We start from the raw sequence: 23,055 nt of genomic DNA, 5'->3' as shown, positions 1-23,055 counted from the left end.
GATGCTTTTGGCGTGTCGCTACGCAAACGAAAGACACATACATAGTTAAGTGGGTTTCATGGCAGCTCGCAGACTACCCCGAGGCACACGGCTCAACCCTGTACGTCTTGGGTGGGCGATCGAAGAAGAGCGCAAGGAACTGATCGACAACCTGGCCGATAGGGCAGGAGTCTCCAGCGCAGTCATTCTCGAAGCGATCATTGACCACGTCCGGAAGGACATACCCGACGGTGGTCTTCCTCCATGGATGCTAGGAAACCAAGGAGTGCTGCCTTTGCCGCAAGCGTCTTAAAATACGAAGGCCCGCACTAGGCGGGCCTTCAACAAGTAATGCGTTCAGATCTCGTTCTTGGCGGGACCACGATCTGAACTTTTCAAGCTCCCTCTACGAGGTAGCTCCCTTTGTCGTACCTTCGAGAACGAAAGGCAACTGCTGTCTATGGTACCGGAACCGGTTACCGCGTCAACGCATGCATTCGCGAGTGTCGGCGCGCCGACCACACCTGAACAGGCTTGGAGCCTTGCTCCCCTGATCGCGGGTGAGCCTTCTTACAGGCCGGGCCGCTGGATCGGTCAGAAGTTTCAGTACCCTCGTCCGGTGCAGGCTCCCAAGATCACACTGACACTGCCTGACCGCCCAGCGGCGGTGACGCTTCACGGCCCCGATGGCCGAGTCTCCACTCTCTGTTTGGACCTGGACACCTCGAAGGCACTGAAACACGTCGTAGACACCGATGCAGAGCAGCTGGCAAATGGGCTCAGGAAAGCCGGCGTGAGTTTCGTCGAGGACTTCTCCCCCAGCGGAGGCCGGCACCTTTACATCCCGCTACGGGAACGCATGGACGCGGCCGAAGCTCGCGAACTTGTAGAAGCCTTCTCGCTGATGGCCACGAGCCTTGACCCGAGCCCGCACCAGAACCCCACGGATGGCTGCATCCGTGTCCCAGGATCCGTGCACAAGTCCGGCGGCCACCAAACCCTCATCACTCCCCTGACCCAGGCTTACGACGTCCTGCGCCGCAGGAACTCCATGGCCGCCATCCGTTCCCTCAAAGCCGCACTGGCACCAGAGCTGGCCCGCAACCGTGCGCGAAAAGCTCGTGAAACCAAGATGATAGCCGCTCAGCGCTCTGCAGCTGCATGGCCCCGTTCCACAGCTGCAGGGAGCGACTCCCCGCTACGCAGGGTGGCCCGTACAGGGCTCTATGACACGGCCCGCTACAAGAGCCCCTCAGAGGCCCGCATGGCCGTCCTGAACCACTTCGCAGCCTGCCGCTGGACCCTTGAACAGGTCCAGAACGAACTAGCCGGCCGGTTCGCCGGCTTGGCTGGCCTGTACGGCACAGCCAGCAAGCAGGAACGCCTCCTGCCCACCGAGTGGGCCAAAGCCCACGCCTTTACGGCCAACCGCGCAGCGCCTCAAGGCACCCTCGGAGAAGCAGGGAAAAAGACTGCACTTATTAACAACACAAGCCTCACAGAACTCACAGGGGGGGCACTCAAACCCAGTCCCGCAGCAATCCACCAGCTTGTGAACGATTTGGAAAACATCGTTTTTGCGGTCCTTGACCACAGACTTCAAACACGCGGCCGGGAAAGCCTCGGACTAAGACTTTTGATGCGCGGATTGCTCGGTTACATGCGGACTATGCAAACGGACGTTCTCGACGTCGGTTGCCGCACCCTCGCTGTGGCCATGGGAAAACACCACGTCACCATTGCCCGACTCCTGCCCATCCTGGCAAAAGCCTCGGACGGCATCCTGACTAAAGTCGCTGACGCACGACACAAGGTTGCCGACGTCTATGTCATCCAACTACCCGAGCACTACCAACAACTTGCCCGGGAACTCACCTGGCGTAAAGGACAAGCTCACGCTGTGAGGCCCGTGTTCCGGGCCCTCGGTGATGTCGCAGCGCTCATCTACGAAGCAATCGAACGCGGCCGGCACTCCCCCACCACAGCAGACCTCGTGCGAACTACGGGCATCAGCCGCAACGCGGTCGCGACAGCACTGACGGAAATGGAGGCCCTGGCCATGATCAAACGCCACGGCCGCCACTGGAAAGTCACAACGGTGAACCTGACCAACTTGGCTGCACGACTGGGTGTGCTGGACGACTACCAGGCCCACATCAGCCGCAACCGACGGGAACGCGCCGCCTGGCACGCCTACCTAGACCGCTTTCGGGATCAGCAAATGAACGAAACAGATCTGTACGACGCCGAGCGCGACGAATATTGGCTTCCCCCGGACGACGAGCCGGCCTTATGGCTCGCAGCCTAAAACGCGCGACCGCCAAATACCAAGTCAGACTGTCCTGGGGATCGTCGGGGACTACTGGCGTCCCCAGCGCTCATGTGCAGCCTGTCTCGTGATTCCGGCCGAGGCTCCTATCTTTGCCCAGGAGACGCCGGCCGCTCTGGCTTGAAGTACTTTGCGGTTGAGTCGTTCCTGAGCGTGTTTTAAGGCTTCCGCGGCTGCTTTCAGTTCTCCGACTGCATCAGCGGGGCCGGCGTGAGCCATCCACTCTGAGCGTATTGCTGCCTCCACGTCGACGGAGGGACTGGCAACACCTAAAAACGGCACGAAGGCCCTGCGCCGGAGAAGGTTCGCTGTCCCCCGGTCGGTGACACGCCGCCATAACGGACCTTCCCAGCCGCAGGAACAAAGAGCGCGCCAGCCCGTAATGTCATCATCCGGAACTATCTCGTGGTCCCGAAGATCTGGATGCCGCTGGTAACCGCCAGTTACACCGAGGACAAGGACGATCCCATCCCGCAGATCTAAAGAGCTCCGGCCGTCCGGCACCGTGGCGACCAACGAACCCTCGTGGGGTGTGCTTTCCACTGTCGATACCACTCCCCTACGCGTTCAAAACGTCAGGATATCCTGACAAGCGGGTAGCTTTGACGCGTTTGTTTGATTCGGCGTCATGACTCGGTTTTGCTAATACCGGGCTCCCGCGCTTCGGTACCACACTGATACCACACCAGTATCAACTTAAAGTGGTATCGCAGTGATACCACGCCGATACTAGTGTGTAACTGATGTGTAACTAGTGTGGTATTGACACTGGTTCGGTACCACACTAGTGTGGTGACATGATTATTCTTGTAGCCCACCTGAAGGGCGGCGTAGGTAAATCGACCCTCACCGTGAACATCGCCACCGAACTGCAGCGGCAGGGCAAGGACGTTCTGATACTGGAAGCGGATCCCACCGTGCGAACAGTTTCAAACTGGGCCAAGGACAGGGAAGAGAGCGGGCACCCACGTATTCAGTGCGTGCAACAGACTGGCAATCTGCATAGCGTGCTGAAAGACCTGGACAAGCGCTATGACGTCGTATTGGTTGACGCCGCAGGAAAAGACAGCAAGGAAATGCGTACCGCAATGACAGCAGCGCACGTCCTCCTTGCCCCTATGCAGCCAAACCAAACAGACCTCGACGTGACAGAATCCTTAGTTGAGACCATCGAGCAAGCCCGCGATTTCAATCCGGAACTTAGAGTTCTCGGTCTTCTCAACCGCGCCAGCACCCACATCTTCGCCACGGATGTAAAAGACAGCCGCGCCTATCTGGACGAGTACCCCGAATTGCCGATTGCCAACACCGTGGTTTACGACCGTGGCGCATTCCAGAAGTGCATGGACGACGGTAGGGGAGTGGTGGAAATGAAGGATCGGAAAGCCATGGCCGAAATCCAGCTGCTCACCCAGGAGGTTATGGGATGGTAAAGCCCCGCTCCCGCACGGTCCAACCTACCGAACAAGAAATCGAAGCCTTTGGCAACATGGCGGAACAGCCTCGCCAGCCTGTAGATGCGTCGCCGCTCCCTGCTCTCGCTACGGTGCCCAAGAAGCGCAAGGAGCCGAAAGTAACCGGTTACAACTTCCGTATGTCAGCGTCTGAGAAGAAGCTTTTGAGCTATGCGAGCGAAGTTGAAGACATTAGCGAGCAGAAAATCCTCGAACGCCTCGTCTGGCCTGCCCTCAAGGAACGATACGGAAACCAGTGATTCCTCGCCCCTCAGATCTTCCGATCTTGAGCAAGCAGGCTTTGTGGCTTCAACGAGCCTTACTCCGTCCTGTATGGACGATAATTGCGCTCGGCGTCATTGCTTTTACCATTGAAGTTTGCCAACAGTGGCCAGAGTTCTTCTTCCCCGGGCACGCCATAGGCGAGGTTGTTCGTAACCTCGCATACGCGCTAATTGGTGCTGTCCTCTTCAACTGGATACTCATTGAGATTCCGGCGCAGCGTCGTAGGCGCATTGCCTACCCGAGGCACAGGCTGGCCTTTCAACTGTTGGTTCAGAGTGGAGCGCATATGCTCGCCTATTACCGAGGTGCCGCCCATCTTCTTGACGCAGAGACGCGCACCCTCGATGCATGGAACCGAGAAACCATTGAGGCATGTGTTTACTCGATCTACGAGAAGGTTCCGGCGATAGTCGATGAACGGCGACAACTTCTTGCCGTTCACATCATGGGCCTTCAAGCAGCCTTGGACGGCTTGGAAGCGGCAACGGAATTCCTCGACCCCGATGTCGCCATGGCTCTTGCCCTGTTTCCCGCTGCAAAAGGCTTTCAGCAGCTACAGCCGCCTGAGGCTAGCGATCCCCAACCCTGGCAGCGAGAAGCGCACATCGCCTGGGAGCTTCTGGAGGGGAGTAGAAGGCTGTACCAAGCACTGCAGGCGAACGCACCACAGATCGATCTTGAAGTTGAAGAGGGCGTAGTCAGTTTCAGCTACGGGTCGACATGGCATGTAAACCTTAGCGATCTAGTGCGCTGACGCGACGCATCCTTTGTCTCATAAATCTAAAGGTTTACGAGAGATCCAGGCCGTAGGTTGGAATGTCGTCAGGCAGGAAATTGTGACTTTCGCCGGTAAATGGCGGTGCTTTGTCGCTGCTTCGTGGCGGTCGCCTCAGCTGGTGGTGCTGATGACGAGGGGGCTCTGGGCGGTTTCGATGACGTCGTTGGTGATGGTGTCGAGCTCGTTAATCTTCAGGACCATGGCCACCGCAAGGTGACGGCGGTGATGAGCACTAGGGCGAGGTACATGAAAAACATGCCGCCGTGTGGTGCGCCGGAGATCCTGACACCGACGTCGGTCGTGCCCGTCACGTACTTGAGGAACATCCTCGCAAGCAGACCGGCCCAGGTGAAGGTCTCGAGGAAGGCCGCCACGACGAAGGCTCTGGTAGCGGGCGGAAGGCGGTCGCACTGCTGGGTGAGTGCGCTCATTGGTTCGCCTCGTTGCACTGGATTGCGGTTGCCTCCGCGACGGAGCGGGCGAGGTGCTCTGCCAGCGCGGCGCGCAGTTCGTGGGGGAGGGGGACGGCGCCGACGGATTCGCTGAGCCAAAGCCCGTCGGCGGCGAGGTACGCGACCATCTTTTGTAGGGCCCGAGGGTCGGTCGGGTCGATGTTGGCGGGGTTGGGGATCCAGCGGGTGATGACTCGTTTCCACGGTTTGCTGAGCTCGCTGTCGGTGCTCGCTTCGAGCATGAGCAGTAATTCAGGGCCGGTGGCGCTGCGTGCGCTGACTCGGGCATAGGCAGCGAGTCGCTCGTCCTGCGACGCCTCATCTAGGTCTTTGCCGAGCGCGTCGATCATTTCGTCGTCCCAGTGCTGCGCTTGATATTCGTGCAGCGCGAGGATCATGGCGTCCCTTGAGGGGAAGTGGTAGAGCAATCCGCCTTTGGTGAGTCCGGATGCGGCGGCGACGGATTCGTACGTAACGGCCGTGACGCCGTCGGTCTCGACAACGCTGAGGGCGGCCTGGAGGATCGTGTCCCGTTTGCTGGGCCGCATGGGCGGTCCTTTCGTGGTCAGTGCTCGGAGTGCAGCTGTGACTGGGTGCCCGGCAAGTACCGGCGCAGAAGTACCCCGGTGACGAGCGCGCCCGCCGCGAGAACGGCAGCGACGACCAGCATCACGACGAGGTACGCGGAGTCGAAGGCTGTCGCGGCCGCCTGGATGATGTCTGCGTCGCCCTGCGCGACAGCCTGTGCCTCGGCGATGCTGTCACCAGCCGCATCCGGCGCGCCGTCGGGAAGGACGACACGGGCGCTGTAGATAGCCGTGAGCAGGCTCCCAAGCACGGACACGGCGATGAGGCTGCCGAACTCGTAGGAGACCTCTTCCAGGGAAGCGGCCATCCCGGCTCGGCGCACCGGCACGTTCCCGATGATCGCGGTGGAGGCCACCGACATGGCGGCTCCGAGACCGGCACCGGTCAGCAGCAGTCCGAGGACCAGCACGCCGAGGGACGACTGGAACCCGATTGCTGTTACCACGACGCCGCCGGTGGCGAAGGCGAGACCGCCGGTGATGAGCGCGAGCAGTCCGATGCGGTGCAGGAATGCGCCACCCAGGAGCGCTGTCGGCAACGAGCCCACTGCGATCGCGGCAACCAAGAGCCCAGCCTCCAGCGGGCTGAATCCGGCGACCTGCTGGAAGCGTTGCGTGGTGACGAGCTGGATGCCCCCGATCGCGAACATCGCGAACGTCGCGGCGAGCACGCCTGCGCTGAACGCCGGGTTGCGGAAGATGGAGAAATCCAACAGCGGCTGCTCCATACGTCGCTGACGGCGCACGAAGAGCCAGAACCCGATGGCAGCAACGAGCAGCGCAACAATAATGGTCGTTGTCGACGGCGGCGCGTGACCGATCTCCTTGATAGCCACCACCATTCCGACAAGCCCGATCATCGCCAATATCGAGGAGACGGCATCCCATCGCTTCGAGGGGTCCGGGTCGTTGGCCGGGCGGATCAGCCAGGTAGCAACCAGCGCCAGCACCACCACGGGCACGTTGACGAGGAACACCGAGCCCCACCAGAAAAACTCAAGGAGTGTGCCGCCGAGAATCGGGCCGAGGGCAAACCCTACGACCGACAGGCTGCCCCAGACCGCGATGGCGAGATTCCGCTCGCGTTCAACCGTGAAATAGGTGCGGATCAGCGCAAGGGTGGCCGGCATCATCGCTGCCGCACCGACAGCGAGCACAGCACGCGCCGCGATCAGGACCTCGGGCGTAGGGGCGAAGGCAGCGAGCAGCGACGCCAGTCCGAAGATCACCAGACCGACGACGAACATCCGCGTGTGGCCGATTCGATCACCGAGGGTTCCGCTACCCAGCAGCAGGCCCGCCATTACCAAGGGGTAGGCGTTGATGATCCAGAGGCTCTGCGTGCTCGAAGCCTGGAGATCCTCGGTCAGTGTCGGCAGTGCCGTGTAGAGAATCGAGTTGTCGATGGTGATCAGTAGGAGCCCAGCTCCGACCGTCACCAGCAGCGACCAGCGTCGCCGTTTCGTCATCGTGGACATGCGCGTCTTCCCCTCGTAGTGAACGGCATAACTGTACCGGATGGAAGGTATAGTTATGACAACCACGAGAGAGACTCGTGGCTCTGTCAGTCTGTTTTGGCCCCGGAGTGACGGCTAGGAGTGGCCCCACTTTCTGACTTGCCGGGGCGGTTCTGACGGTTTGATCTGGCCCCACCTGAGCGTGTGTTTCGTGTTGCTTCAGGATGAGCGGGCCCGGCAGGGGTCGAAAGTGGAATTGTTCGCGGATATCCGCCGTGCCTCGCGCGTCGACGGGCTATCGGTGCGCGCGTTGGCAGACAGGTTCGGGGTCCACCGTCGCACGGTGCGGCAGGCCTTGGCGTCGCCAATTCCGCCGCCGCGGAAGATACCGTCACGGATGTCTCCACGGCTGGGGCCGTACAAGGCGGTGATCGACGCGATGCTCACTCAGGATCTGGACGCGCCTCGTAAGCAGCGGCACACGGCGACAAGGGTTCTCGCGCGGCTGGTCGACGAGCACGAAGCGGCGGGACTGTCGTACTCGACGGTCCGCGACTACGTGCGCGTACGTCGTGCCCAGATCGATGCCGCAGCCGGGCGCCGCGTCGAGGTGTTCGTCCCACAGGAACACGCACCTGGTGAGGAAGCCGAAGTCGATTTCGGCGAGGTCTGGGTGATCCTTGGCGGGGTGAAAACGAAGTGCCACATGTTCACGTTCCGGCTCTCGCACTCGGGGAAGGCGGTGCACCGGGTGTACTCGACGCAATCGCAGGAAGCGTTCCTGGAAGGACATATCGACGCGTTCGACGAGATAGGTGGGATCCCGACCCGGCACATCCGGTACGACAATCTCACTGCCGCGGTACAGACGGTGCTGTATGGGAAGGGCCGTAGCCGAGTAGAGAACGACCGATGGGTACTGTTCCGCTCGCACTACGGGTTCGACTCGTTCTATTGCCAGCCCGGAATCGACGGCGCCCACGAGAAGGGTGGCGTCGAAGGCGAAGTTGGTCGGTTTCGCCGCACCTGGCTGTCGCCGATGCCGGTCATCGACTCGCTCGCCGAGTTGAACGAGCAGATCCGCCGGTGGGACGCCCGCGACAACGAGCGACGCATCAACACCCGGATCCGCACTGTCGGGCAAGACTTCATCGACGAACAAGCCCGCCTTACGCCATTGCCAGGCGAGCGGTTCGATCCTGGCCTGGTGCTCTACCCGCGGGTAGACCGCTCGAGCCTGATCACCGTGCGGATGGCGAGGTACTCCGTGCCCGCCCGTCTGATCGGGCGGAAGGTGCGGGTCTCGTTGCGGGCGTCTGAACTCGTGGTGTTCGACGGCCACGCCGAGGTCGCTCGGCACGAGCGGGTCGTGGCCCGCGGCGGGGAGTCGATCAACCTTGACCACTACCTCGAGGTCCTCAGGCGCAAGCCCGGCGCGTTGCCCGGGTCCACCGCGCTGGCCCGTGCACGCGAAGCCGGCGTGTTCACGACAGCGCATGACGCGTTCTGGCAGCAAGCGCGGAAGGTCGATGGCGACAGCGCCGGCACAAGGGCTCTGATCGATGTGCTCCTGCTCCACAGGACCATGCGAACCGTCGACGTGATCGCGGGGATCCGTGCCGCCCTCACGGTCGGGGCGGTGTCCGCCGACGTCGTCGCGGTCGAAGCCCGACTGCACGCCGCCGGGCCCGAGTCAGACCGTCATCGCGTTGAACAACCACGACGTGACGTGCAACGAGTTGTCAGCCTGACCCAGCGTCGCCTCATGGATCCGGCCGCGGTGATCGCCGGACTCCCAGCCGACCGGCGGCCACTGCCATCCGTCGCGCACTACGACGAACTCCTTAACCGACGTTCCGAACCAGAACCGCCGGTCACCGATGAGAGAGAAGGAATCGCCGGATCATGAGCAACCCCACGAATGTCACCACGACCCTGCGTCGGCAGCGCGGGCTGACCGAAGAAGCCGCCGCGGCCGCAGTTGACCAAGCCTGCCGCAGGCTCCGTTTACCCACCATGCGGGCGGTGATGCACGAAGCGATCACGGCCGCGGAACGTGAGCAGCTGACCTACCAAGGGTTCCTTGCCGAGCTCCTCCTCGCCGAGTGCGACGACCGGGACCGCCGGTCCGTTGTCCGCCGCGTGTCGGCAGCCGGGTTCCCGAGGAACAAGTGGCTCGGGGACTTCGATTTCGACGCGAATCCGAACGTCAACCCTGCAACGATCCATACGCTCGCGAACGGGGACTGGATCCGCCGCGGCGATCCGCTGTGTCTGATCGGGGACTCCGGCACCGGGAAGTCGCATCTCCTCATCGGCCTCGGCACCGCCGCTGCAGAGAAGGGCTTCCGCGTCCGGTACACCCTGGCGACGAAGCTCGTGAACGAGCTCGTTGAAGCCGCCGACGAGAAACAACTCACCCGCACCATCAACCGGTACGGACGCGTTGACCTGCTCCTGATCGACGAGCTCGGCTACATGGAACTCGACCGACGCGGCGCCGAACTCCTGTTCCAGGTCCTCACAGAGCGGGAAGAGAAGAACTCCGTCGCGATCGCATCCAACGAGTCGTTCAGCGGGTGGACGAAGACCTTCACTGACCCGCGCCTGTGTGCGGCAATCGTCGACCGGCTCACGTTCAACGGCACCATCATCGAAACCGGCACCACCTCGTACCGCCTCAACCACACCCGTCAGCGGCAGTAGCGATCCGAAAGTCATCAGAGGTAGCGGCAGATGGACTCCGGCGTGCAGGCTTCGGACGCCGTTGCCGTCGCGTGCGCCCGAAGCTCGACGATGCTCCCTCGTAGGGCGCGCAGCTGCTCGAGCTGCTCATCAATCTCCACGAGCCGGCGGTCAAGGAGATCCAGCACGTGAGCGCACGGCGAACCACCCGTGTCGCGAACATCGAGGATCTCCGCGGTCTGCGCAAGGGTGAGCCCCGCCGCGCGAGCCCGATCGATGAACTCGAGCCGCTGCACCGTCTCGTCACCATAGCTGCGGTACCCGGCCGGGGTGCGCTCCGGCGGTTGCAGCAGCCCGCGCTCCTCGTAGTACCGCAGCGTCGACGGTCTCGTCCTCGCCTTCTCCGCGAGTTCTCCGATCCGCATCGTGACACCTCCACCGTCAGTTTGACCTTCAAGCATGCTTGAAGGTCCATTCTGTCGCATAGGGCCGCACGTGCGGCCCGGTCCACCCGAGGAGGCATCATGACTCAGCACAACGAGTTCGATCTTGCGGTGGTCGGGACGGGCGGCGCGGCGATGTCCGCGGCGATCCACGCCCGACTCGAGGGGGCGAGCGTGGTCGCCATCGAATCGGGCACGCTCGGTGGCACCTGCGTGAACGTGGGTTGCGTGCCCTCCAAGACCCTCCTCGCGGCCGCGCACACCCGCCACGCCGCGCTCACGAACCCGTTCCCCGGCGCCGCCACCTCCGCTGGGGCCGTCGACCTCGGCGCGCTCGTGCAGCAGAAGGATGAGCTGGTCGGCATGCTCCGCCAGACCAAGTACGCCGACATCGCCGCCGCCTACGGGTTCGACATCCTCCCCGGCACCGCAACATTCACCGATCCCTCAACACTGCTCGTCGATGGACGACCGGTTCGCGCCAAGTCGTATCTCATCGCCACCGGCGCCGAACCGACCATCCCAACGATCCCCGGCCTCGAGCAGATCGATTACCTCACGTCGACCACGGCGATGGAACTCACCGAGCTGCCCGCTTCGCTCGTGGTGATCGGCGGCGGATTCGTCGGCCTCGAACAGGCCCAGCTGTTCGCCCGGCTCGGGGTCGAGGTCACCATCATCGGCCGGCTCGCCCCGCACGCCGAACCAGAACTCTCCTCCGAGCTCCGCAAAGCCTTCCTGACCGACGGAATCACCGTCATAGGCGACCGCGCCGCAACGATCACCCCACACGACGACCTGGTCCGAGTCCTCACCCGCACCGGGAAAGTAGCTACCGGTGAACGCGTCCTCGTCGCCACCGGCCGCACCCCCCGCACCGACGGGCTCGGCCTCGCCACTGCGGGCATCGCGACCGACACCCGCGGCTTCATCATTGTCGACGAACAACAGCGGACCACGAACCCGGCGGTGTTCGCCGCCGGCGACGTCACCGACGTGCCCCAGTACGTGTACGTCGCCGCGAGGACCGGGAAGATCGCCGCACACAACGCCCTCGGTCACTCTGAGCAGGTCGACTACACCGGGTTGCCCTCCGTCCTGTTCACCTCACCCCAACTCGCCTCGGCCGGGATCACCGAAGCCGAAGCCCTCGCCGCCGGCTACCGATGCGCCTGCCGCTACCTCCGACTGTCCGACGTGCCCAGAGCCATCGCCAACCACAACACCCGCGGCGGCATCAAGATCGTCGCCGACGCCGACACGGGCAAAGTCCTCGGCGTCCACGCCCTCGCCGACACCGCCGGCGAGATGATGCTCGCCGCGACCTACGCGATCAAAGCCGGATTCACCGTCACCCAACTCGCCGACACCTGGGCCCCGTACCTCACCATGGCCGAAGGCATCCGACTCACCGCGAACCTCTTCCGCAACGAACTCCCCACCTCCTGCTGCGCCTAACAGCAAACAGCAGCACACACCCGGGGCCAGTTCTAGGCCGTGTTGATCAAGTCGCTTTTGATCCAGATCAGGGTGGTGGCGAGGCTGATGGCGGCTCGGTAGCTGCGGGCGGTCTTGTCTGATCGCATGGCGATGCCGCGCCACTGTTTGAGCTTGTTGAAGGAGCGTTCGACGACGTTGCGGCCGCGGTAGCGGAGCTTCTGCTCGTCGCCGAAGTCGATCGGGCGTCCCGGCTTCTTGCGGCGGTGAGCGATCTGGTCGTCACGCTCCGGGATGGTCGCGGCGATCCCTCGCTGACGCAGCCAGGCACGGTTCGTCTTCGACGGGTAGCCCTTGTCGGCGAGGACTCGATCTGGTCGCGTTCGTGGTCTTCCGACGCCTGGGCGGGGGACACGGATGTGTTCGAGGGTGGTCGCCAGCATCGTGGTGTCGTTGATGTTGCCGCCGGTGAGCACCCATCCCAGCGGCCGCCCCTTGCCATCGGCGACCAGGTGAATCTTGCAGGTCAACCCGCCACGGGACCGGCCAATCGCGTGGTCAGGCGGCTCGAACCACGGATTCTTGTGATTCGGTGGAGCCCCCTGTGTCCCGGGCGAGGGTCGCACCGTGCTGATGCACGCGGGTGATCGTGGAGTCGATCGACACCACCCAATCGAGCCGGCCCGCCGCGTCGGACTGCCGCTGCACCTCGGCGAGCAGCCTGTCCCAGGTGCCGTCGTGCGCCCACCGGGTGAACCGCTTATAGACCGAGTTCCACTTCCCGAACCGCTCCGGCAGATCACGCCACGGCGCACCCGTCCGGTACTTCCACGCCATCCCCTCAACCGCGAGACGATGATCCGTCCACGGCCGCGACCTCCCCGTCACCGTCGGCATCAACGGCTCCAGAACGGTCCACACCTCGTCAGAGACCTCGCGACGCGTCATCCCTCAAGACTCGCCCATCGACCACCGAAACCACTTGATCAACACGGCCTAGCCGTCACCCCGGGGCCAAATCAGGTTGACAAAATCAGACTCGCGTCACTCGCTGCGCATGGCGTGCTGGCGACCAAGCCTCAAGGGTTTCGAGCGGAGGCGGGGCACTTCGATGTAGGTAAGGCCGGGCGATCTGGTGCCTCATTTGGGTATAGGTTGATTAGACGTTCAGCGCGCGGTTGGCCTCAGGTTCATTCCCTGCGTGAATGGGCACCCGGAAGTGTCTCGCTAAGTCGTCTCGACGAAAAGCGCCTCAGGGTGGTGACTTCCAGGACTTTCTGCACCATGCTGGGGGTATGAGGCAGCTGGGATACACCCGAGTGAGTACGGCAACTCAGGATGCGCAGCTGCAAGTCGATGCGCTGGTGGATGCCGGGGTGCAGAAGCGGGACGTGTTCTCGGATGTGACCTCGGGTAGCCGGACCGCGATCGAGCGACCGGGGATGAAGCGGCTGCTCGACTACGCCCAGGACGGTGACACCGTGGTGGTCTGGCGTATCGACCGGCTCGGCCGGTCCCTCATCGATGTCCTGAACACGGTCACGCTGCTACGCGGGCAAGGCGTGAAGATTAGATCGGTCTCGGACGGAATCGACCCGGAGACGACGTCGGGCCGGATGATGATGGGCATGCTCGCCACGTTGGCCGAGTATGAGCGCGAGCTGATCACCGAACGTGTCAATGCCGGGATCGCCGCGGCGAAGCAGAACGGTACCCGCTTCGGCCGACCTCCGGTCGACCCGGCCGTGGTCGCAGAGAAGCTCGACATCGCCGCCGATGCGCGCGCGAAGGGCCGCACCGCCGAAGACGCCGCCCGACTCGTCGGCTGGTCGCGGGCGACGCTGTATCGCCACCAGCAGGCGGCCCGCGCCCGAGCAGCTGTCGCCGAGCAGGTGTGAGATGGACGGGGCGGCGCGGTGGCGCATCCTGCGGCTGCACGTCGAGGACGGCATCGCGCTGACCGCCCTGGCCCGCGAGACCGGGATCGGGCTGCGCACCTTGGAGCGCTGGCACGCCCGCTACCGCATTGACGGGTATGCGGGCCTGAGCACAGGACAGCGCTCGGATGCCGGTACTCACCATCTTCCCGCGGAGCTCGTGCGGTTGATCGAGGGCCTGGCGCTGAGCAAACCCCGCCCCGCGATCGCCACTCTCCACCGCAGGGTCACCCGTATCTGCGGTACCCGAGGGTGGCCGGTGCCTTCCTACGGCGTGGTCCGCTCGATCGTGGCGGCCCTGGATCCGGGAATGGTCACTCTCGCCCTGGAGGGCGCGGGGTCCTACCGTGACAAGTACGAGCTGGTGTTGCGCCGGCAGGCCGAGCACCCGAATGCGATGTGGCAGAGCGACCACACGTTGCTCGACATCCTCGTGGTGGGCACCGACGGCAAGCCCGCCCGGCCGTGGCTGACGGCGATCATTGACGATTGCTCCCGCGCGATCTGCGGCTACACCGTCTTTCTCGGTGCGCCCTCGGCGATGAACACTGCGCTGGCGCTGAGGCAGGCGATCTGGCACAAGCCCGACCCGGCGTGGCCGATGTGCGGCCTGCCGGACGTGCTCTACGTCGACCACGGCAGCGACTTCATCAGCCACCACCTCACCCGCACCACCGTCGACCTCCATATCCGGCTGATCCACTCCACCGTCGCCCGCCCCCAGGGCCGCGGCAAGATCGAACGGTTCTTCGGCACCGTCAACACCGAGCTTCTCGCTGACCTGCCCGGCTACATCACCGAGGACCACCTTGCTCCGACGCCGAAGCTGTCGCTGGCCGAGCTCGACAGCGCCCTGGAGGGGTTCGTGGCCACCTACAACGACCGGTCGCACAGCGAGCTTGACACCTCGCCGCGCAGTGCGTGGATCGCCGAGGGCTGGCTGCCGCGCATGCCCGAGAGCCTCGAAGACCTCGACGGGCTGCTGCTCACGGTTGCCCAGTCCCGGGTGGTGCAGCGCGATGGCATCCGCTTCCAGGGGCTGCGCTACGTCTCCCCGACGCTGGCCGGCTACGTCGGACGGCCCGTGGTGATCCGCTACGACCCGCGCGACATCACCGAGATCCGCGTCTTTGACCATGACGAGTTCCTCTGCAAGGCCGTGAACCAGGAGCACCAGGCCCAGAAGATCGGCCTCAAGGAGATCCAGGCTGCCCGCAACGCCCGCCGCCGAGCCCTGCGCCAAGGTATCAATGAACGCATCGCCGTCGTAGCCGCACACACCACCGAGGCGCCGCCGACAGCCGAGCCGCCGGCCCCCGCGCCAGCACCGAGGCGGAAGCTGAAGGTCTACAGGGAGGACCTGATGTGAGCCAGCGCTTCATCGTCACCAAGGAGCACCGCCGCTTCACCGAGTTCGCCGACGCTGTGCGCCGCGGCCACACCATCGGCCTGTGCTTCGGACCGGCCGGGGTGGGTAAGACGCTGTCTGCGCGTCGCTACGCACACTGGGAAAAGGCCTACGACCTGCTGACCAACTGGAGGCCGCAAGATCATCACACCTGATCGTTGTGTTGGGGGACACCGAAACCACTCGAGCGAATGAATCGAGGTCGTAGCTGGGCACGTCGTCGTAACCCTGGAAGCCAACCTGGCCGGAATGAAATCCGCAGGGTGCGAGCACATCCCACTCAAGTCACTCTTCGGTGAGAAAAGCTTCCAACTCCAGGAGAATCGTCACTTCTTTCCCAACCACAAGCCCACCTGTCTCGAGCGTCGCGCTCCAGGTCAGGCCAAAATCCTCTCGATCGATGGTTGTCTTCGCAGAAGCGCCTGCTCGATACACCTTGTCCGTGTCATAGCCAAATCCGCCCAGCTCGACCTGAAATGTAATAGACCGAGTCACATCGCGGATCGTCAATTCGCCATCGACGAGAAACTCATCACCGCTCACTCGAGCGCCGCTTGATACAAATTCCATCGTCGGGAATCGTGCGACGTCGAGAAAGTCGACCGATCGAAGATGGTCGTCGCGGATCTGCAAGTTCGTATTTACGGATGCTGCGTCGACCGTAGCGTGGAGGATGAAATCCAAGGGATTGTCAGACGCAATCAGAGTGGCTGATTTTACACCAAAAGCGCCCCGAACCTTCGAGACCATCATGTGACGAACGTGGAAGCCTACTTCGCTGTGAGTTGGGTCGAGAACCCACTTACCTGCGCGAAAGCCAGGAACCTCGGTGTTGGTCAGCGTCATTGATCTTCCTCTCCATGAAGGGACGGCGGCGCTCACATGAGCCGCTCGGGCAGGCGAGGCAACTACTTCGACTGGGACGAAGCACGTCAGCGTCCAAATTTTGTTTATGTTCGCAGAACACTCTGTTGGTTGTCAAGAACCACTGAACGGTGCGGCTTGCAAGCGGCTCTGTTGCAAAGATTGGCGGCAGTCAGAGGTAGGCTGTCGCTCTGCGCCGATCAGGCGGCTGCTGCGAAATGGTGGTTGAGCATGCCCATGGCCTCCGTCAGCGCCGAGGGCCCAATGCCAAAAGCTCTCTCCACAAGGCGCACCTCGCCCCTGATGCCGGGCTGCAGGCACCAGGGGCGAGCCTGTCCTTTGCGCAGGGCTCGCATGACTTCGAATCCCTTGATCGTGGCATAGGCCGTGGGGATCGATTTGAAACCGCGCACCGGCTTGATCAGTATCTTGAGCTTTCCGTGATCGGCCTCGATCACGTTATTGAGATACTTCACCTGCCGGTGGGCCGTCTCCCGGTCCAGCTTTCCTTCGCGCTTCAATTCGGTGATCGCTGCACCATAGCTCGGCGCTTTGTCGGTATTGAGCGTGGCAGGCTTTTCCCAGTGCTTCAGGCCTCGCAGGGCCTTGCCCAGGAACCGCTTCGCTGCCTTGGCGCTGCGGGTCGGCGACAGGTAGAAATCGATCGTGTCGCCCCGCTTGTCGACTGCCCGGTACAGGTAGGTCCACTTGCCCCGCACCTTGACGTAGGTTTCATCCAGGCGCCAGCTCGGATCAAAGCCACGCCGCCAGAACCAGCGCAGCCGCTTCTCCATCTCCGGGGCGTAGCACTGGACCCAGCGATAGATCGTCGTATGGTCGACCGAAATGCCGCGTTCCGCCAGCATTTCCTCAAGGTCGCGATAGCTGATCGGATAGCGACAATACCAGCGCACCGCCCACAGGATCACATCACCCTGGAAATGGCGCCACTTGAAATCCGTCATCGTTCCGTCCGTCCAATCTCCGCCAAGCATGCTCAAGCTTCACGATTTTTGCAACAGAGCCGTCGCGACTGCGAAATTTCGCGAGGGTTTCCGAGAAGGTGATTGCGCTTCGCAGATCTCCAGGCGCGTGGGTGCGGACGTAGTCAGCGCCATTGCCGATCGCGTGAAGTTCCGCCGCAAGGCTCGCTGGACCCAGATCCTTTACAGGAAGGCCAACGGTGGCGCCCAAGAAGGATTTCCGCGACACCGAGACCAATAGCGGAAGCCCCAACGCCGACTTCAGCTTTTGAAGGTTCGACAGCACGTGCAGCGATGTTTCCGGTGCGGGGCTCAAGAAAAATCCCATCCCCGGATCGAGGATGAGCCGGTCGGCAGCGACCCCGCTCCGTCGCAAGGCGGAAACCCGCGCCTCGAAGAACCGCACAATCTCGTCGAGCGCGTCTTCGGGTCGAAGGTGACCGGTGCGGGTGGCGATGCCATCCCGCTGCGCTGAGTGCATAACCACCAGCCTGCAGTCCGCCTCAGCAATATCGGGATAGAGCGCAGGGTCAGGAAATCCTTGGATATCGTTCAGGTAGCCCACGCCGCGCTTGAGCGCATAGCGCTGGGTTTCCGGTTGGAAGCTGTCGATTGAAACACGGTGCATCTGATCGGACAGGGCGTCTAAGAGCGGCGCAATACGTCTGATCTCATCGGCCGGCGATACAGGCCTCGCGTCCGGATGGCTGGCGGCCGGTCCGACATCCACGACGTCTGATCCGACTCGCAGCATTTCGATCGCCGCGGTGACAGCGCCGGCGGGGTCTAGCCGCCGGCTCTCATCGAAGAAGGAGTCCTCGGTGAGATTCAGAATGCCGAACACCGTCACCCTGCTGCGTAACATCGTTGCTGCTCCATAACATCAAACATCGACCCACGGCGTAACGCGCTTGCTGCTTGGATGCCCGAGGCATAGACTGTACAAAAAAACAGTCATAACAAGCCATGAAAACCGCCACTGCGCCGTTACCACCGCTGCGTTCGGTCAAGGTTCTGGACCAGTTGCGTGAGCGCATACGCTACTTGCATTACAGCTTACGAACCGAACAGGCTTATGTCCACTGGGTTCGTGCCTTCATCCGTTTCCACGGTGTGCGTCACCCGGCAACCTTGGGCAGCAGCGAAGTCGAGGCATTTCTGTCCTGGCTGGCGAACGAGCGCAAGGTTTCGGTCTCCACGCATCGTCAGGCATTGGCGGCCTTGCTGTTCTTCTACGGCAAGGTGCTGTGCACGGATCTGCCCTGGCTTCAGGAGATCGGAAGACCTCGGCCGTCGCGGCGCTTGCCGGTGGTGCTGACCCCGGATGAAGTGGTTCGCATCCTCGGTTTTCTGGAAGGCGAGCATCGTTTGTTCGCCCAGCTTCTGTATGGAACGGGCATGCGGATCAGTGAGGGTTTGCAACTGCGGGTCAAGGATCTGGATTTCGATCACGGCACGATCATCGTGCGGGAGGGCAAGGGCTCCAAGGGTCGGGCCTTGATGTTACCCGAGAGCTTGGCACCCAGCCTGCGCGAGCAGCTGTCGCGTGGGCTCTGTTGCAAAGATTGGCGGCAGTCAGAGGTAGGCTGTCGCTCTGCGCCGATCAGGCGGCTGCTGCGAAATGGTGGTTGAGCATGCCCATGGCCTCCGTCAGCGCCGAGGGCCCAATGCCAAAAGCTCTCTCCACAAGGCGCACCTCGCCCCTGATGCCGGGCTGCAGGCACCAGGGGCGAGCCTGTCCTTTGCGCAGGGCTCGCATGACTTCGAATCCCTTGATCGTGGCATAGGCCGTGGGGATCGATTTGAAACCGCGCACCGGCTTGATCAGTATCTTGAGCTTTCCGTGATCGGCCTCGATCACGTTATTGAGATACTTCACCTGCCGGTGGGCCGTCTCCCGGTCCAGCTTTCCTTCGCGCTTCAATTCGGTGATCGCTGCACCATAGCTCGGCGCTTTGTCGGTATTGAGCGTGGCAGGCTTTTCCCAGTGCTTCAGGCCTCGCAGGGCCTTGCCCAGGAACCGCTTCGCTGCCTTGGCGCTGCGGGTCGGCGACAGGTAGAAATCGATCGTGTCGCCCCGCTTGTCGACTGCCCGGTACAGGTAGGTCCACTTGCCCCGCACCTTGACGTAGGTTTCATCCAGGCGCCAGCTCGGATCAAAGCCACGCCGCCAGAACCAGCGCAGCCGCTTCTCCATCTCCGGTTTATGACGCGTACCTGACTTGTGTCTTTTGCCGCTCGTTGGCGACGAAATTCGATGGCTCATTGTTGGTCGAGCTGCCCAAATGGGGACTGTCTGATTAACGGTGGATCTGGTCTGGCCTGACCGAAAGGAAGGGCGATGACCGATGTCATCGAGATGATCGATCCTGTGACGGGAGAGATCATCGATGAGCAGCAGCTCGCGGAGCAGCTGCTGAAGCAGGCGAAGGAACAGGGTGTCGACCTCGTCGGCCCCGACGGGGTGCTGAACGGGCTCACCAAGCGGGTGCTGGAGACAGCGCTCGAGGCGGAGATGACCGAGCATCTTGGCTACGAGAAGCACGGCAACACGATCGCCGAGAACGCTCGCAACGGGATCCGATCGAAGACGGTGCTGACCGAGGTCGGTCCCGTCGAGATCGACGTTCCCAGAGACCGTGAGGGGTCGTTCGAACCGAAGATCGTCAAGAAGCGGCAGCGGCGCCTGACCGGCGTCGATGAGATCGTGCTGTCGTTGACCGCGCGGGGGCTGACGACCGGCGAGGTCGCGGCGCACTTCGACGATGTCTACGGGGCGTCGGTGTCGAAGGACACGATCTCGAGGATCACCGACAAGGTCATCGAGGAGATGACCGAATGGCAGAACCGTCCGCTGGATCGCGTCTACCCGGTGGTGTTCATCGATGCTCTGGTGGTGAAGGTCCGAGACGGCCAGGTGCGGAACAAGCCGTTCTATATCGCCGTGGGCGTTACTGTGAACGGGGAGCGCGACATCCTCGGGATCTGGGCCGGCGATGGCGGGGAGGGGGCGAAGTTCTGGCTCGGCGTGTTGACGGAGATCAAGAACCGTGGCGCCGAGGACGTGTGCATCGTCGTCTGTGACGGGCTGAAGGGTCTGCCGGAATCGATCAACACCGCCTGGCCGCTCGCGACGGTGCAGACCTGCATCATCCATCTGATCCGCAACACGTTCCGGTTCGCGTCCCGCCACTACTGGGAAGAGATGGGCAAGGACCTGCGTCCTGTCTACACGGCGCCGACCGAAGCGGCCGCTCGTGAGCGATTCGTGGAGTTCGACGCGAAATGGGGTCAACAGTATCCGGCGATCAGCAAGCTCTGGCAGAACGCCTGGTCCGAGTTCGTGCCGTTCCTGGACTGGGACGTGGAAATCCGCCGGATCATCTGCAGCACGAACGCGATCGAGTCACTCAACGCCCGGTACCGCAGAGCAGTCCGGGCGCGCGGGCACTTCCCGAACGACGCCGCCGCGCTGAAATGCCTCTACCTCGTGACCCGCTCGCTTGACCCGACCGGGCGCGGCAGGGCACGCTGGGCGACGAGATGGAAGCCGGCGCTGAACGCGTTCGCGATCGCATTCGAAGGCCGAATCAACTAATGAACGCCAAACCAGATCCACCGTTTATCGGACACACCCCTCGCGTTCCTCGCCGGATACCAGACCCGCTCATTCGGGTCAGGTGAACAAGAAGCCGCGTCGATCAAAGCCGCCAGAATCATGGCCGACCTATACGAAGCGCTCGAAGGGTCAGGGTACGACGACCACGAAGCCTCGATCTTCCTCGTGCGCGTCCTGTTCGCTCTCTACGCCGACGACTCGGGCATATGGGAGCGTGACCTATTCACCGAGTTCATCGAGCTGCGCACCAGCACCGACGGCAGCGACCTCGGCGCACAGCTCACCATGCTGTTCCAAGTGATGAACCAGCCCAAGGAACGCCGCGCCTCCACCCTTGACGAACTGCTCGCACGATTCCCCTACGTCAACGGCCGCGTGTTCGCTGAACCACTCTCGATTCCCTCATTCGACCGAGTGATGCGTGACAAACTCGTCTCTGCGTGCGCGTTCAACTGGGCAAGCATCAGCCCCGCGATCTTCGGCTCCCTCTTCCAAGCAGTCAAGTCACCCGAGGCGCGCCGCGAACTCGGAGAGCACTACACCACCGAAACGAACATTCGGAAGACCATCGACCCGCTGTTCTTTGACGAACTCACCGAGAAGTTCGAAGCCGCACAACACGACACTAAAGCGCTCAAGAAACTGCGCGGCGAGCTGGCAGAGCTGCGGCTGCTCGACCCGGCGTGCGGGTGCGGTAACTTCCTCGTCGTCGCCTACCGTGACCTGCGCGCCCTTGAGCTGCGCATCCTGCTGCGGCTACAAGAACTCGGTGACACGTCGCAGATCCCGTTATTCTTCCAACGCGATGACCTCGCGGTGAAGCTTGAGCACATGGCCGGGATCGAGGTGGAAGAATGGCCTGCCAGAATCGCCTCGACCGCGCTGCGCCTCGTTGACCACCAAGCCAACATGCAAATGGAGCTTGCACTAGGCAAAGCCCCCGACACGTTACCGCTGGATACCATCACCGTTATTCACGTCGGTAACGCGCTGCGCATGGACTGGAACGAGATCGTTCCCGAGTCAGACGCAACCATCATTATGGGCAACCCACCCTTTATCGGCATGTCGTGGATGTCGAAAGAACAGCAAGCCGACAACCGGCACGTATTCGCACCCATCAGCGCCGCAAAAGGGCTGCGCACCGGCAGACTCGACTACGTGGCGTGCTGGTACGCGAAAGCCGCCGAGCTGGTCACCCTGCGCCCACAATCGCGGGTAGCGTTCGTGTCTACGAACTCAATCACCCAAGGCGAGCAAGCCCGCACCATGGTGCCACTGTTGGCCGGGATGGGGTGCGAAGTGGACTTCGGGCACCGCACCTTCAAATGGACTTCCGAAGCCCCCGGAGCGGCAGCGGTGCACTGCGTCATCGTCGGCTTTTCCAGCACACAACGCCCGAACAAGCGTCACCGCTTGTTCAGCTACCCCCGTATCACCGGGCAACCCATCGAGACCGTACCCGACCGGCTCAACTTCTACCTGTTCGACGGAGCCGACTACGTACCCGTGAAGCTCACCAAGCCGCTGATCGAGGGGATGCCGAACGCGCACAAGGGATCGCAACCGACGGACGGCGGGCATCTGTTGCTTGATGAAGCCGCGATGCGTGAAGCGGTGCAGATTCCCGAGGTAGCGCCCTACGTGAAGCGGTTCGTGCAAGCTCGCGACATGCTGCAAGGCTCACCCCTGCGCTGGTGCCTCTGGCTCGTTGACGCACAGCCTCAACACCTACGGCACCCGTTCATCCGGCAGCGCCTCGACCTCGTAGCCGAGTCGCGCCTGAAATCCCCCACCGTTTCGGTGCAGGAATACGCGGCCAAGCCCGCACTGTTCACCCAAAACCGTCAACCCGAGGGCAGCTACTTTGCCCTGCCCGAAGTGTCCTCAGAAAACCGGCGCTGGATACCCGGCCAGTTCTTCGACACCGACGTGATCGCAGGCAACAAGCTCATCATCTTCCCCGACGCGAAACCCTGGCACGCGGCACTCTTGCAATCGTCCATGTTCATGGCCTGGGTCGAAACCTTCGCCGGACGCCTTAAATCCGATATTTCTCTCTCGCCCGGCCTTGCGTACTTCCCGATCCCGTGGCCCGAACTCGACCAGCGGGCACAGCAGCAATTCACCGACCGCATCGACCAGGTATTCGAGGCGCGGGAGGCCTACCCCGAAGCGACGCTCGCAGACCTCTACGACCCCGCAGCGATGCCCGCGCAGCTCATCGACGCACACACCGCACTCGACCGCACCGTCGATAAAGCATTCGGTGCGGCCGCACTCCTGCGCTCCAACGACGAACGCCTTGCCCTGATCTTCGAGCGCAACAACACCCCATAGAACCGTGCTCATGTGCAC

Annotated in this window: 20 protein-coding genes and 3 pseudogenes; 14 read left to right on the top strand and 9 right to left on the bottom strand. The window is 62.6% G+C overall.

Going from position 1 to position 23,055, the window contains the following annotated elements; all coding sequences use genetic code 11:
• Window positions 1-58: 58 nt before the first annotated feature.
• The 5 genes from QN084_RS22845 to QN084_RS22825 all read left to right on the top strand — a co-directional run bounded on the left by QN084_RS22845 (window position 59) and on the right by QN084_RS22825 (window position 4,801).
• On the top strand, window positions 59-292 hold the full coding sequence (locus tag QN084_RS22845) for a hypothetical protein (RefSeq protein ID WP_166842959.1): 234 nt from the start codon (window positions 59-61) through the stop codon (window positions 290-292).
• 306 nt (window positions 293-598) lie between these two features.
• On the top strand, window positions 599-2,287 hold the full coding sequence (locus QN084_RS22840; protein WP_285751961.1) for a hypothetical protein: 1,689 nt from the start codon (window positions 599-601) through the stop codon (window positions 2,285-2,287).
• Window positions 2,288-3,105: 818 nt separating this feature from the next.
• Entirely contained in the window at window positions 3,106-3,741 is a 636-nt protein-coding gene (locus QN084_RS22835; protein WP_166842961.1) for an AAA family ATPase, read from the top strand.
• On the top strand, window positions 3,735-4,022 hold the full coding sequence (locus tag QN084_RS22830) for a hypothetical protein (protein WP_166842962.1): 288 nt from the start codon (window positions 3,735-3,737) through the stop codon (window positions 4,020-4,022). The genes QN084_RS22835 and QN084_RS22830 overlap by 7 nt, the downstream gene beginning before the upstream one ends.
• A 26-nt stretch (window positions 4,023-4,048) precedes the next feature.
• Window positions 4,049-4,801, top strand: a complete 753-nt coding sequence (locus QN084_RS22825) for a hypothetical protein (RefSeq protein ID WP_264450145.1) — start codon at window positions 4,049-4,051, stop codon at window positions 4,799-4,801.
• 215 nt (window positions 4,802-5,016) lie between these two features.
• Here the strand turns inward: QN084_RS22825 and QN084_RS22820 are convergent, their stop codons facing one another.
• The 3 genes from QN084_RS22820 to QN084_RS22810 are packed head-to-tail and all read right to left on the bottom strand — an operon-like array spanning window position 5,017 to window position 7,342.
• Entirely contained in the window at window positions 5,017-5,256 is a 240-nt protein-coding gene (locus QN084_RS22820) for a DUF3817 domain-containing protein (protein ID WP_069696258.1), read from the bottom strand.
• On the bottom strand, window positions 5,253-5,825 hold the full coding sequence (locus tag QN084_RS22815) for a TetR/AcrR family transcriptional regulator (RefSeq protein ID WP_069696259.1): 573 nt from the start codon (window positions 5,823-5,825) through the stop codon (window positions 5,253-5,255). Before QN084_RS22815 ends, QN084_RS22820 begins: the two co-directional genes overlap by 4 nt.
• Window positions 5,826-5,842: 17 nt before the next feature.
• Window positions 5,843-7,342, bottom strand: coding sequence for an MFS transporter (locus QN084_RS22810; RefSeq protein ID WP_069696260.1), 1,500 nt, complete (start codon window positions 7,340-7,342; stop codon window positions 5,843-5,845).
• Between the two features lie 193 nt (window positions 7,343-7,535).
• On the opposite strand from QN084_RS22810, the gene istA reads away from it, so the two are divergent.
• The gene (istA, locus tag QN084_RS22805; RefSeq protein WP_054686999.1) at window positions 7,536-9,230 is read left to right on the top strand and encodes an IS21 family transposase; all 1,695 of its coding nucleotides are present in this window, start codon (window positions 7,536-7,538) and stop codon (window positions 9,228-9,230) included.
• Window positions 9,227-10,027 carry an IS21-like element helper ATPase IstB gene (istB, locus tag QN084_RS22800; RefSeq protein ID WP_054682946.1) on the top strand — a complete coding sequence of 267 codons (801 nt, stop codon included), beginning with the start codon at window positions 9,227-9,229 and terminating at the stop codon, window positions 10,025-10,027. The genes istA and istB overlap by 4 nt, the downstream gene beginning before the upstream one ends.
• 14 nt (window positions 10,028-10,041) lie before the next feature.
• Here istB and QN084_RS22795 read toward each other — a convergent pair whose 3' ends face one another.
• Complete coding sequence (locus tag QN084_RS22795) at window positions 10,042-10,431, bottom strand: heavy metal-responsive transcriptional regulator (protein WP_054682943.1); 390 nt, start codon at window positions 10,429-10,431, stop codon at window positions 10,042-10,044.
• 99 nt (window positions 10,432-10,530) lie between these two features.
• Here QN084_RS22795 and merA point away from each other — a divergent pair, with 99 nt between their 5' ends.
• A complete protein-coding gene (merA, locus tag QN084_RS22790; protein WP_069696261.1) occupies window positions 10,531-11,907 on the top strand; it encodes a mercury(II) reductase in 1,377 nt (458 codons plus the stop codon).
• Window positions 11,908-11,939: 32 nt separating this feature from the next.
• On the opposite strand, the gene QN084_RS22785 is transcribed toward merA, so the two are convergent.
• Window positions 11,940-12,834, bottom strand: a protein-coding gene (locus tag QN084_RS22785) for an IS5 family transposase (RefSeq protein WP_182263965.1) whose coding sequence is annotated in 2 segments (ribosomal slippage) — window positions 11,940-12,447 and window positions 12,446-12,834 — 897 coding nt in all. Because the reading frame shifts where the segments join, the coding sequence is not laid out codon by codon here.
• Between the two features lie 347 nt (window positions 12,835-13,181).
• Between QN084_RS22785 and QN084_RS22780 the strand changes: the two genes are divergently transcribed.
• The 3 genes and pseudogenes from QN084_RS22780 to QN084_RS22770 form a co-directional block, all read left to right on the top strand.
• Complete coding sequence (locus QN084_RS22780) at window positions 13,182-13,784, top strand: recombinase family protein (protein WP_064847476.1); 603 nt, start codon at window positions 13,182-13,184, stop codon at window positions 13,782-13,784.
• Window position 13,785: 1 nt separating this feature from the next.
• Window positions 13,786-15,192: a TnsB C-terminal domain-containing protein gene (locus tag QN084_RS22775; protein ID WP_139126915.1), complete on the top strand. Its 1,407-nt coding sequence runs from the start codon at window positions 13,786-13,788 to the stop codon at window positions 15,190-15,192.
• Window positions 15,189-15,371: pseudogene (locus QN084_RS22770) on the top strand (AAA family ATPase); the annotation flags it as partial. The gene QN084_RS22775 and the pseudogene QN084_RS22770, both read left to right, overlap by 4 nt.
• 145 nt (window positions 15,372-15,516) lie before the next feature.
• Here QN084_RS22770 and QN084_RS22765 read toward each other — a convergent pair.
• The 3 genes from QN084_RS22765 to sul1 all read right to left on the bottom strand — a co-directional run bounded on the left by QN084_RS22765 (window position 15,517) and on the right by sul1 (window position 17,943).
• A complete protein-coding gene (locus QN084_RS22765; protein ID WP_069696721.1) occupies window positions 15,517-16,077 on the bottom strand; it encodes a YceI family protein in 561 nt (186 codons plus the stop codon).
• Between the two features lie 218 nt (window positions 16,078-16,295).
• A complete protein-coding gene (locus QN084_RS22760) occupies window positions 16,296-17,060 on the bottom strand; it encodes an IS6-like element IS6100 family transposase (RefSeq protein WP_001389365.1) in 765 nt (254 codons plus the stop codon).
• Window positions 17,026-17,943, bottom strand: a complete 918-nt coding sequence (gene sul1 / locus QN084_RS22755; protein WP_264450154.1) for a sulfonamide-resistant dihydropteroate synthase Sul1 — start codon at window positions 17,941-17,943, stop codon at window positions 17,026-17,028. The genes QN084_RS22760 and sul1 overlap by 35 nt, the downstream gene beginning before the upstream one ends.
• Window positions 17,944-18,044: 101 nt before the next feature.
• Between sul1 and intI1 the strand changes: the two are divergent.
• Window positions 18,045-18,626: pseudogene (intI1, locus tag QN084_RS22750) on the top strand (class 1 integron integrase IntI1); the annotation flags it as partial.
• Between the two features lie 55 nt (window positions 18,627-18,681).
• Here the strand turns inward: intI1 and QN084_RS22745 are convergent.
• Window positions 18,682-19,287 (bottom strand): annotated as a pseudogene (locus QN084_RS22745) (IS6-like element IS6100 family transposase); the annotation flags it as partial.
• Between the two features lie 150 nt (window positions 19,288-19,437).
• On the opposite strand from QN084_RS22745, the gene QN084_RS22740 reads away from it, so the two are divergent.
• Complete coding sequence (locus tag QN084_RS22740; RefSeq protein WP_168529793.1) at window positions 19,438-20,676, top strand: IS256 family transposase; 1,239 nt, start codon at window positions 19,438-19,440, stop codon at window positions 20,674-20,676.
• A gap of 120 nt (window positions 20,677-20,796) precedes the next feature.
• Window positions 20,797-23,037, top strand: coding sequence for a class I SAM-dependent DNA methyltransferase (locus tag QN084_RS22735; RefSeq protein WP_069696669.1), 2,241 nt, complete (start codon window positions 20,797-20,799; stop codon window positions 23,035-23,037).
• Window positions 23,038-23,055: the final 18 nt, after the last annotated feature.

Source organism: Paenarthrobacter sp. R1 (assembly GCF_030264015.1).
Classification (GTDB): domain Bacteria; phylum Actinomycetota; class Actinomycetes; order Actinomycetales; family Micrococcaceae; genus Arthrobacter; species Arthrobacter ureafaciens.
This window is presented reverse-complemented; position numbering and strand designations above follow the sequence as displayed.

What these genes read in the sequence shown, in the direction of transcription:
- QN084_RS22830 (WP_166842962.1), top strand. Translation starts at nt 3,735, where the DNA reads ATGGTAAAGCCCCGCTCCCGCACGGTCCAACCTACCGAACAAGAAATC.
- QN084_RS22740 (WP_168529793.1), top strand. Translation starts at nt 19,438, where the DNA reads ATGATCGATCCTGTGACGGGAGAGATCATCGATGAGCAGCAGCTCGCG.
- QN084_RS22815 (WP_069696259.1), bottom strand. Translation starts at nt 5,825, where the DNA reads ATGCGGCCCAGCAAACGGGACACGATCCTCCAGGCCGCCCTCAGCGTT.
- QN084_RS22845 (WP_166842959.1), top strand. Translation starts at nt 59, where the DNA reads ATGGCAGCTCGCAGACTACCCCGAGGCACACGGCTCAACCCTGTACGT.
- QN084_RS22810 (WP_069696260.1), bottom strand. Translation starts at nt 7,342, where the DNA reads ATGTCCACGATGACGAAACGGCGACGCTGGTCGCTGCTGGTGACGGTC.
- QN084_RS22795 (WP_054682943.1), bottom strand. Translation starts at nt 10,431, where the DNA reads ATGCGGATCGGAGAACTCGCGGAGAAGGCGAGGACGAGACCGTCGACG.
- QN084_RS22835 (WP_166842961.1), top strand. Translation starts at nt 3,106, where the DNA reads ATGATTATTCTTGTAGCCCACCTGAAGGGCGGCGTAGGTAAATCGACC.
- istB (WP_054682946.1), top strand. Translation starts at nt 9,227, where the DNA reads ATGAGCAACCCCACGAATGTCACCACGACCCTGCGTCGGCAGCGCGGG.
- QN084_RS22760 (WP_001389365.1), bottom strand. Translation starts at nt 17,060, where the DNA reads ATGACGGATTTCAAGTGGCGCCATTTCCAGGGTGATGTGATCCTGTGG.
- QN084_RS22820 (WP_069696258.1), bottom strand. Translation starts at nt 5,256, where the DNA reads ATGAGCGCACTCACCCAGCAGTGCGACCGCCTTCCGCCCGCTACCAGA.
- sul1 (WP_264450154.1), bottom strand. Translation starts at nt 17,943, where the DNA reads ATGTTACGCAGCAGGGTGACGGTGTTCGGCATTCTGAATCTCACCGAG.
- QN084_RS22735 (WP_069696669.1), top strand. Translation starts at nt 20,797, where the DNA reads ATGGCCGACCTATACGAAGCGCTCGAAGGGTCAGGGTACGACGACCAC.
- QN084_RS22775 (WP_139126915.1), top strand. Translation starts at nt 13,786, where the DNA reads ATGGACGGGGCGGCGCGGTGGCGCATCCTGCGGCTGCACGTCGAGGAC.
- QN084_RS22780 (WP_064847476.1), top strand. Translation starts at nt 13,182, where the DNA reads ATGAGGCAGCTGGGATACACCCGAGTGAGTACGGCAACTCAGGATGCG.
- merA (WP_069696261.1), top strand. Translation starts at nt 10,531, where the DNA reads ATGACTCAGCACAACGAGTTCGATCTTGCGGTGGTCGGGACGGGCGGC.
- QN084_RS22765 (WP_069696721.1), bottom strand. Translation starts at nt 16,077, where the DNA reads ATGACGCTGACCAACACCGAGGTTCCTGGCTTTCGCGCAGGTAAGTGG.